This window comes from Bifidobacterium indicum (assembly GCF_036987015.1).
GTDB classification, from domain to species: domain Bacteria; phylum Actinomycetota; class Actinomycetes; order Actinomycetales; family Bifidobacteriaceae; genus Bombiscardovia; species Bombiscardovia indica.
In genome coordinates this window covers 1-9,470 of sequence record NZ_BTXM01000006.1, presented here as the reverse complement: position 1 = coordinate 9,470, position 9,470 = coordinate 1, and the positions used below count along the sequence as shown (strand labels likewise).

General features: G+C 64.8%; 7 protein-coding genes and 1 tRNA gene. 1 reads left to right on the top strand and 7 read right to left on the bottom strand.

Features of this window, described 5'->3' with window-relative positions; all coding sequences use genetic code 11:
- Window positions 1–50: 50 nt before the first annotated feature.
- Window positions 51–1,472 (top strand): CCA tRNA nucleotidyltransferase, encoded by a 1,422-nt coding sequence (locus AACP59_RS08805; RefSeq protein WP_339350892.1) that lies wholly within the window; start codon window positions 51–53, stop codon window positions 1,470–1,472.
- Window positions 1,473–1,507: 35 nt separating this feature from the next.
- Here AACP59_RS08805 and AACP59_RS08800 read toward each other — a convergent pair whose 3' ends face one another.
- The 7 genes from AACP59_RS08800 to AACP59_RS08770 form a co-directional block, all read right to left on the bottom strand.
- Entirely contained in the window at window positions 1,508–2,119 is a 612-nt protein-coding gene (locus AACP59_RS08800) for a LytR C-terminal domain-containing protein (protein ID WP_339350891.1), read from the bottom strand.
- Window positions 2,120–2,158: 39 nt separating this feature from the next.
- Window positions 2,159–3,088 (bottom strand): 4-(cytidine 5'-diphospho)-2-C-methyl-D-erythritol kinase, encoded by a 930-nt coding sequence (locus AACP59_RS08795; RefSeq protein WP_339350890.1) that lies wholly within the window; start codon window positions 3,086–3,088, stop codon window positions 2,159–2,161.
- Window positions 3,085–3,990, bottom strand: coding sequence for a 16S rRNA (adenine(1518)-N(6)/adenine(1519)-N(6))-dimethyltransferase RsmA (gene rsmA, locus AACP59_RS08790; RefSeq protein WP_297316910.1), 906 nt, complete (start codon window positions 3,988–3,990; stop codon window positions 3,085–3,087). Before rsmA ends, AACP59_RS08795 begins: the two co-directional genes overlap by 4 nt.
- 33 nt (window positions 3,991–4,023) lie before the next feature.
- Window positions 4,024–5,436, bottom strand: coding sequence for an aggregation-promoting factor C-terminal-like domain-containing protein (locus AACP59_RS08785; protein WP_339350889.1), 1,413 nt, complete (start codon window positions 5,434–5,436; stop codon window positions 4,024–4,026).
- 406 nt (window positions 5,437–5,842) lie between these two features.
- A tRNA-Thr gene (locus tag AACP59_RS08780) sits at window positions 5,843–5,916 on the bottom strand.
- Window positions 5,917–6,068: 152 nt separating this feature from the next.
- Window positions 6,069–7,031, bottom strand: coding sequence for a DsbA family protein (locus AACP59_RS08775; protein ID WP_297317399.1), 963 nt, complete (start codon window positions 7,029–7,031; stop codon window positions 6,069–6,071).
- A 65-nt stretch (window positions 7,032–7,096) separates the two neighbouring features.
- Window positions 7,097–9,253, bottom strand: a complete 2,157-nt coding sequence (locus AACP59_RS08770) for a serine/threonine-protein kinase (RefSeq protein ID WP_339350887.1) — start codon at window positions 9,251–9,253, stop codon at window positions 7,097–7,099.
- Window positions 9,254–9,470: the final 217 nt, after the last annotated feature.

Below are 9,470 nucleotides of genomic sequence, written 5' to 3'. Positions count from 1 at the left end.
GGGTAACGGTAAGCTGGTAGGCGCATGAACTCCATATGGAAAGGGTGAGCGTGGATTTCCAAGTCTGGCCCGAGGCTATCGAACTCGGACAACTGTTTGCCGATCAGGGATTTGAGCTGGCCTTGGTGGGGGGGCCCGTCCGCGACCTGCTCCTGCATCGACCGTCACATGACCTGGATTTCTGCACCTCGGCCCGGCCCGAGGAGTTTGAACCGATTCTGCACAAGTGGGGTTCCGGATTCTGGGACATGGGCCGCAGGTTCGGCACCCTGGGGGCCGTGCGCCGCCGCCCGGACGGAACCGAGGTCAAGGTTGAGGTGACCACATACCGCAGTGACACCTATGACCCGGATTCACGCAAGCCCGAGGTGGATTACGGCGACAGCCTGGAGGGGGACCTCTCCCGGAGGGACTTCACGGTCAACGCCATGGCCCTGCGGGTGCCCGACCTGGTCTTCGTCGACCCCTACCGAGGCGTCAACGACCTGGCCAAGCAGGTGCTGCGTACCCCGGTGGATCCCAGACAGTCCTTTGATGATGACCCCCTGAGAATGATGCGGGCCGTCCGCTTCGTGGCCCAGCTGGGCTTCAGGATCGCCCCGGAGACGGCCGAGGCCATTACGGAGATGACCGACAGGATCAGCATCGTTTCGGCTGAGCGGGTCCGTGACGAGCTGACCAAACTCATGCTCAGCGCCCACCCCACGAAGGGGATCGAGGCCCTGGTCGAGTCGGGTCTGGCCGACATCGTCCTGCCTGAGATCCCTGCCCTGCAGCTGGAGATTGACGAGCATCACCGCCACAAGGACGTCTTCGAGCACACCCTGATGGTTGTGGACCGGGCCATCGCCCTGGAGACCGGCCCGGACGGCCCCGTGCCGGCACCGGACCTTACCCTGCGCCTGGCCGCCCTCCTGCACGATATCGGCAAGCCCAAGACCAGACGTTTCGAGCCCGGCGGCAAGGTGAGCTTCCACCACCATGATGCGGTCGGCGCCCGGATGGCCCGTAAACGGCTCAGGTCCCTGCGGTTCGACCATCATCTGATTGATGACGTGTGCGACCTGATCGGCATGCACCTGCGCTTCCACGGGTATGTGGATGAGCGGTGGACGGACGCGGCCGTCCGGCGCTATGCCAAGGAGACCGGCCCGCTGTTCGAGCGGCTGAACCGTCTGACCAGGGCCGATGCCACCACAAGGAACAAGCGCAAGTCCCAGGTCTTCTCGGCCGCCATGGACGAGTTGGAGGAACGGGTGCGCCAGCTGCGCGAGCAGGAGGACCTGGATGCCATTCGACCCGACCTGGACGGCAGGCGGATCATGGAGATCCTGGGTCTAAAGCCCGGGCCCATGGTTGGCAAGGCCTACCGGCACATGCTGGACTATCGTCTGGATCAGGGGCCGGTCGATCAGGATCAGGCCGTGGAGGAACTGAAGCGATGGTGGGCCCGGGAAGGGACCGAAGCCTAGAACCAGCTCAGGTTCCGGGAGGTTGGCCCGGATCTCTAGGCCTTGGGGGCCTTGGGCAGGTTCTTCATGCTGGCCGGGTCGGCGACGCATCCCTTGATGCCCTTGATGTCCTTGCCGACCGTGGAGGTCTTGTCCTCATCATTCAAGTCGTTGAAGGTGGCCCCGATGACCACATCGACCAGGTCATCGCTTCGGTCGTCCATGATCATGGTGGCGTCGTTGAACTGGGTGGCGACCGTATAGCCGCGGTCGATGCCCTGGGCACCGAAACGGATTTGGGTCCTGGCCATTTCGGTCTTGTTGGGGTAGTCCCCAACCCCCTGCATATTGAAACCACGGTTGAGCAGGGCTGCAGCCACGGCGCCGCCCAGGCCGGACTTGCTGGTTCCGTTCAGCACCCGGACACGGATATCGGGGTGGTTGACCAGTTTGGAATCCTTGGGCGGGCAGGGCAGGCTGACCCCATAGTTGGGCTTGACGACCTTATCCGCCTTGGCGAAGCGGCCCATGGTGCCGAAGATGACCAGGCTGGCGATGATCAGGATGACCACCAGGGCGCAGACGGCGATGGTGAACACCATTTTCTGCCTGCGTCGTACGAACTGTCGGCGAGCCGCACGTTCATCTAGTGGTTCGGGATTCGTCATGGTCCACCTTCCGCAAATTTCCTGCTCAACACTCTACCGTCAATGGGTGACGCTTAGCGGCTTCACCAGGGGCCTGACCGGCGAGTCGGCTTCGATGATCCGATCCACGGCCCCCTCCCGCATCCAGGCCGTCTTCAGGGTCTCCATCCTGGCCGTTTCGGGAACCATGGCCACCACCGATGGACCGGATCCGGAAATGAAGGTCGGTCCGGCTCCGATGCTGCGGGCCAGGTCGAGGGCCAGGCCCGAGCGGGGGTGGAGGGTGCAGGCGGCCAGCTCCAGGTCATTCAGGTCGGCGTGGCCAGGTCCCACCTGGTCGAAGGCCTCGTAGACCCGGGCCGTGCTGAGTTCCTTCTCGTAGGCACCAACCAGCAGATGCCCGGTAAGACCTGCCCTGGTCAGCTGATCGGTTCGCGCATCATGGGCATTCAGGGGGACCAGCATCTGTCCGAAGGCCGACCCCTCGCAGATGCCACCATGCAGGCAGAAGGGAAGGTCGGCACCCAGGCCGGCCGCGATCCGCTCCAGGGCTTCCAGGGGCAGGTCCAACCCCCACAGGCGGTTCAGGCCCAGCAGGGTGCCGGCGGCATCGGTCGACCCCCCGGCCAGCCCGGCGCCGACCGGTATGCGTTTGATGATATGGATGGAGACATCCGGCTGGTGTCCTGCGGTCTCGGCCAGGGCCAGGAGCGCCTTGATGGCCAGGTTGGCCTGGGGGTCGGCTTTGGGGTCGCCCAGGTCGCCAAGGTGGTTGCCCTCCATGGTCAGTCTCAAGCCCGATCCGGGTTCTTCCAGGGTCAGGTCCACCGTGTCATAGAGGCTGATGGCGCTGTAGATCGTATCCAGGCGATGGCGGCCGCCCCATTCTTCGTGGCTGGGCCCCACCTTCAATCTCAGATTGATCTTGGCTGGGCAGTCCAGACTGATGCTCCTGCCGGCGGTATGGCCGGCATCGCCCTGCCCCGTCACCCTGCCAGCTTCCGGCAGGCCCGGGCCAGGGCGGCGAACTCCTCCACCCTCATGGTCTCCCCGCGTCTGGTCGGGTCGATGCCGGCCCGGTTGAAGGCCTCCATGGGCACCAGACCCTTTAAGGCGGCATGCAGGGTCTTGCGGCGTTGGCCGAAGGCTGCATCCACCAGGGCAAAGGTCTCTTTCCGTTCGGATTCCGTCGCCTCAGGGTCCATGGCCGGAGCTGCTGCACGGGTGAAGGAGACCAGGGCCGAATCCACATTCGGGGCCGGCCAGAAGATATTGCGCCCAATCCGCCCTGCCTGCCCGGCCTTGCCGTACCAGGCCAGCTTCAGGCTGGGGGCACCGTAGACCTTGGAGCCGGGGCCTGCCACCAGGCGGTCGGCCACCTCCTTCTGCACCATGACCAAAAAGCCTTCCAGGTTGGGGAAGCGCTCCAAAAGGGTCAGGATGATCGGGGTCGCCACGTTGTAGGGGAGGTTGGCCACCAGGGTCAGGCCGTCGGCGGTGGCCAGCCCCGATTCGTCGCCCGGGGTCAGCGTCAGGGCGTCCTTGTTGATGACCGTAAGGCGTCCCTGAGCCCCGGGCATGAGGTCGGCGACGGTCTCGGGCAGGCGGCCGGCCAGACCTGGATCGATCTCGACGGCTGTAACCCTGCCCCCGGCCTCCAAGAGGCCCAAGGTCAGGGAACCCAGGCCGGGCCCGACCTCCAGGACGGAATCACCGGCGCCTACCTTGGCCAGGCGGACGATTCGACGGACGGTCCCCGGGTCGATGACGAAATTCTGCCCCAGGCGCTTGGCGGGGTGGATACCGGCCTGGTTGGCTATGCGTCGGATGTCCGCGGCCCCGAGGAGGTGTCCCATCCCGGCCGAGTCCTTGTCGGTGGTGTAGTCAGTCATGGTGGTTGCAAACATCGAAGGCAGGCAGGGGCATCAGTACCAGCCGAATCGTTCCGAATGCTGCCAGGCCCCGCTGGGGCTGCCGTAGCTGCCGGCGATATAGGACAGGCCCCAGTCAATCTGAACGGCCGCATCATCGTGCCAGTTCGCTCCGGCAGATGCCATCTTGTCGGCAGGCAGGGCCTGAGGTATGCCATAGGCGCCTGAGCCGGGATTCTCGGCGTTCCAGCGCCATCCCGACTCCCTGTTCCAGAGTTTGACCAGGTCGTCGAACTGGCTACCGGTCCAGCCACGCTGTGCCGCCGCTCCCGCGGCATAGGTCATGGCCTGCCCTGCGGAGGCATGCCAAAGCCCACCTGTCGGTGGAGACGGGGGAGACGGCGGCGAAGGTGGAGACGGGGGAGAGGGTGGCGAAGGTGGAGACGGGGGAGAAGGCGGAGAGGAGGGAGAAGGGGTGGGGGTTGTCGGGTTGGAGGGTTTGTCGCCGTTGCCGGAGTCGCCCGATTTGGACTGGTTGGAATCCTGCTTGGATTCGTCACTGGCCTTGTCCTTGGATCCGTCCGCCTGCTTGCCTCGGTCCGACTGGGTCTCCTGCTTCTCGGGGCCGACAGCCACCACCTGGTCGATGGGGATGCTGACGGTCTCCTCCTTGACCACATTCTCGGATTCCGCCTGGCCATCCACGTAGGTGACCTGAACCGTTTCCTGCTTTTCCCCGTTGACGCCCTGCTGGCGAATCTCGGTCTGCCCGGGGGCCAGGTTCGGGTCGATCACCGTTCGCGACCCGAAGGGCAGGGGGATGCTCCGGGTCGTCTGCCCGTGGGTGACCCGCTTGACCCTGAGGACCGTGGCCTCCTGGTCCTTCTCGACCGAGACCCGGTCCTCCTTGCCCAGGACTATCCCCTTGGAGTCCAGGATGGATGCTGCCGGCAGCTTGCCATTGGGGGCCACGGAGCTCTTCCCGTCGGCGACAACCGTCACAGGACCCTTCTGGTTGATTACCAGACCTCCGGTGAGCTGGTTGTATACGTTCTTCACATCCACGGTGACCTTCATGGCGTTGCGCTGGTTGGCCTCGAAGAAGCCCAGCAGCTGGTCGACGCTGGTGGCCGTGGTCCAGAAGGGCACCTGCCGTCCCTGGATGTTGATTGTGGTCTGGTAGGCGGAGCGGACGGTGACCACGTCGTGGTTGTGCAGCTGCCCGTCGGAGGTCGATTCGACCAGGTCATGGGTCTTGACCTTGACCCCGGCCTGTCTGAGGAGGGCATCCACGCTGTAGGCGTAGGTGTTGACGGTCCGTGTCTGCCCGTTGACGCTCAGGGCCACGCTCTTGCGGGCCGTGAGACCGAAGGCGGCGATCACGGCCACGGTGATCAGGACGGCACTCAGGGCCACGCGTACCCGCCTCTGTACGATGAACCGTCGTGGTGTCCAGCGTCTGGCCATCAGGGCTCCTTTCACATTTGCAGACTCCAGGTGTATCCTGCATGGAATCTTAGCGGTTGAGGGTCCGATCTTGGGAACAGGGGCACCAGAGTCAGGTAAACATACACATTTCAAGGCGCCTGGAACAGCAAGAAGGCCGGTCGACATCATGGTCGACCGGCCTTCTCGGGTCACGCAGTTTCAAGGTGCGGACCTTACGAGTAGAGGACGGGAATGAAGGGGAATAGTCCCGTCCCCTATACGGAGCGGAGATGGTTGGGGAAAAACTCCGGTCCGTATCTTCGAAGGCATGGCCTTCGAAATGACTTACTCGAGGGAAGCTCTGTAGTTATCCGAAATCACTCTACCGTGACTTGTCGAAAAAGGAAACCCGACCGGGAAACCAATGCAATTCTGTCACGGAATGAGCCTCCTGTCAGATTCGAACTGACGACCTGCCGCTTACAAGGCGGCTGCTCTGACCAGCTGAGCTAAGGAGGCGGTCCTGCTTCAACAGACGCAAGCCACAATACAAATGCATATCCTAGCACCACCCGTGACCGGATTGGAGTGCTCTCTGCGCGAACAGGCAACCGCCATGGGTGGGGCCCGGTTCTGGCGGTGCACAGCCATAGGTATCGCCTGGTGATCCCTTACAGGGCCAGGGGGCTGCCCTTGGCTCCGATCGAGGGCATGGTTCCCTGTCGGCCCACCTGGTCGGGGTCGAGGCCGATGGCCTTGAGCAGCCCGGCCTTATAGTCCAGCCTGGCCGTGGAGAGCTTGTCCAGGTCCCAGAAGGTTCCGTTGATGCGAACGGTCGGTGTGGACATCTGCCCCTTGTTCTGCCCCGAGGTGTGCCAGAGTTCCTTGCGGGTGGGGGTGTACTCGTTCAGCGCACTCAGCCAGGCCTTGTACTGACCCTTGAGGGCGCGATCGGCCATGGCGGGGCTGATGCCGGCCTTGATGGCCTGCTGGCGAATCCGCTGGTCGCTGACCGGCTTGTAGTTCTCCTCGTCGGGTTGGAAGTCCTTCTCATAAAGGCTGGCCACGAAGGGGAGGAAGTGGTCAGGGTCGTTCTGGGCTATGTAGACGGCGGCAGAGCCCGCACGGGCGGAGTACTGGTCGGTGGTGAGGCGGTCCATGAAGGACATCGGGTACAGGACCAGGTTGATCTGCCCCGCCTTGACCATGGGGGTCAGGGTGGAGTCCAATCCCCGGTGCAGGGCACCGCATCCCGGGCACATGAAGTCCATGTAGATCTCCATGGTGGGGGCCTTTTCGACCGATTTGCCCACGCCCGCCCCGCTGACCAGGATGCCTCCCTTGTCATTGGCGACCGAGGGCTTCACCTTGACCTTCTGGACGGCCTCGTAGGTGTTCTCCTTCCTGACCGGCCTGTGACTGTTCCAATAGATGAATCCGCCCGCGGCGATCAGGGCCACCACCACGACGGTGACGATGATGCCGATCAGGGTTTGCTGTTTGCGTTCCCTGGCCGCCTCCTGCTGGCGGGCCTCCTCCTCGGCCTGGAGCCTGGCCTTGCGGTTCTGCCGCTGTCTGGTCTGGATGGCCTGACGGCCCGACTCGGCATCCTTGGCCTTGCTGCCCTTGGACATGTCACGGGTCCTTTCACTTGGATACTGAGCACAGTCTAGTAGCAGTCCATGAGGTGATAGACGGGCTATGGGTAAAGAATCGGTATGGGTGACCAGTCCAAGGAGGTGTGCAGGGCGATCAGGCTCATGATGACAGCCAGGACGAGCAACCAGACCAGTACCATGGTCCAGGCCCGACCGTGGCCCATGGGCTTGGAGATGGCGGATCCGGTCCCAGGCTGACCCTGGTCGGCCTGTGGATCGGTGGCCGGGAGGGTGGCGCGGTCAACAGCGCCCAGGGGGAGCCAGCCCGCGGCCAGTCTGACCGTATGGGACCAGCCGGTTGCCTTGGTCGATCCCCGCCCTGTCTCCCCTGTCAGCATGGCCAGGAGCCAACCCACCAGGGTCGCCAGGCCCAGGGTCAACCCCGCCAGGGAGAGGGGGGCCCCGGCCGGGAGGGGGAAGCGCAGGAGGCGGCCGCCCGGGCTCGCATACCCGGATACCGTTGATTGGCCGCCCAGCCAGGTGGCCAGGGCCCCGATCACCAGGACCACCAGAGCCATGCCGAAGATTCGTGGCAGACTGAGCAGGAGGGCCTTGAGCAGGTGCCACGGCAGGGCGGCCACGTTCAGGGCATTGTCATGCCCCTTGCGCGGGCCCCCACGTTTGAGTTCGCGGTTGATCTGCCCCTGCAGGCTCAGACCTGCCGTACCGAGGAACCACATCAGAATCCAGGCCAGGGCCAGTGCCGAAACCGGAGCCAGGACCGCCAGCAGGGCCGGAATGAAGCCAATCATAATCAGGGTCGCGGTGCCGGCATGGAGGTATCGGGTCTGGCGGATCAGGGCCGGGGTGTCCTGGACCCGGGGCTCATCGCCCAGCCAATGATCGGTGTCCTCAGGGGGGAGGGGGCTGGCGACCGGCAGGGGGGGACCCTGGTAGCTGGTGGCCTGGTCATCCTCCGCATCGGACTGGGGCTGGCGTTCATCCCAGGTTTCCTGGGGGAAGGCCCTGGTCGCGGGCACTTCGGCGCCATCAAGCCTGGTGGTTTCCTCCGGGTCGCTCCCGTCCGGGGCATCCTGGCCGGTTGCCCCTTCTCCTCTGGTCGACCAGGCCACACGGGGATTACCCTGGGCGGCAGGCCCGGCCGTGCCCCCGACCGGGATCGGGGGCAGGGTTTCATCAGGCTCGGCCACCTGCCTGGCCGGTTCCACGACCCGGGTCGGAACCCCCTGATCCAGGCCATCACTTGAAGAGCCTGCGCCAAAAGGGCGCATCCCCTCCTTCCGGCTGCTCCGGCCCGGGTCGGGTTGGCCCTCTTCCGTCCGATGTCGATCGGGCTGGTCGTCGGGGTCGGTACCTGCTCCGGTTCCGGCACCCGGTTCGGGGCCCAAGGCGTCCCTGGTGATGGCACCCAGGAGGTCTTCCGGGCTGCATCGGGAGTCCCGGTTGGGTGAAAGGGCGGACCTGAAGGCTTTCATGGTGTCGAGGGGCAGGCCCGACAGGTCGGCGTTGCCCGAGGCCTCACGCTCCAGGACGGCCATCATGGGCTTGCTGCCGAATACTGGCCTGCCGGTGGCCGCAAAGGCCAGGACCGCCGCCGTGCTCCACCAGTCCGTTTCCTGATCGGAGTCCGCCCCGTCGATGATTTCGGGGGCGATGAAGCCGGGGGTTCCCATGACCAGACCGGTCCGGGTCACATGGCTCTCCCCCTGCCCCATGGCGATGCCGAAGTCCACCAGGACCGGTCCGGAGGCTGAAATCATCACATTGGTGGGCTTGATGTCGCGGTGGACGATGCCCGCACCGTGAACGGCCCGGACGGCATCGATCAACTTGCTGGTCAGTCGTTCCAGGTCATCGCCCGTGTAGCGTCCATTGGCCGCCACGTCGTCACGGAGGTTCCGTCCCTCGATCAGTTCGGTCACGATGAAGGCCAGGGCGTCGTCAAGTTCCATGTCGACTATCTGGCAGACCCCGGGGTGGTCGATGCGCTTCAGGGCCAGGGCCTCCCGGCGCAGGCGCTCGCGGGCGGAGGCACGGTCACGGGCCTCGGGACTGTCGGGCTGGTCCTGGTCGTCCTCGGCCAGGGACTCCCGCAGGATCTTCATGGCGTAGTCCTGACCTCCGTCATCCCGGGCACGCCAGACGGACCCCATGGCACCGCCGCCCAGGGGCTCGATCAGGGTGTACCCGCCCACCAGCCGACCTGGTTCCAGATTCAGTCCCTCAAGATCACTCATACCTCTATTGTGCCCCGTCTCATTGAAAAGGGTCCGATTGTCCGAAGGTCCTTGGTCTGTCCGTCGGCTTGGACGGGAAGCGGGCATGACGGTGGGGGTGGGTGTGGGGTGGAGGCGGCCCGCCGTGGGGTGTGTTGGTGGCGGGTCGTCTCCTGGGCCGGGATGGGGAGATCCCTTTGGTGTGGCCCCTTACTCGTGTGAAGTGTTGGTGGTGTGT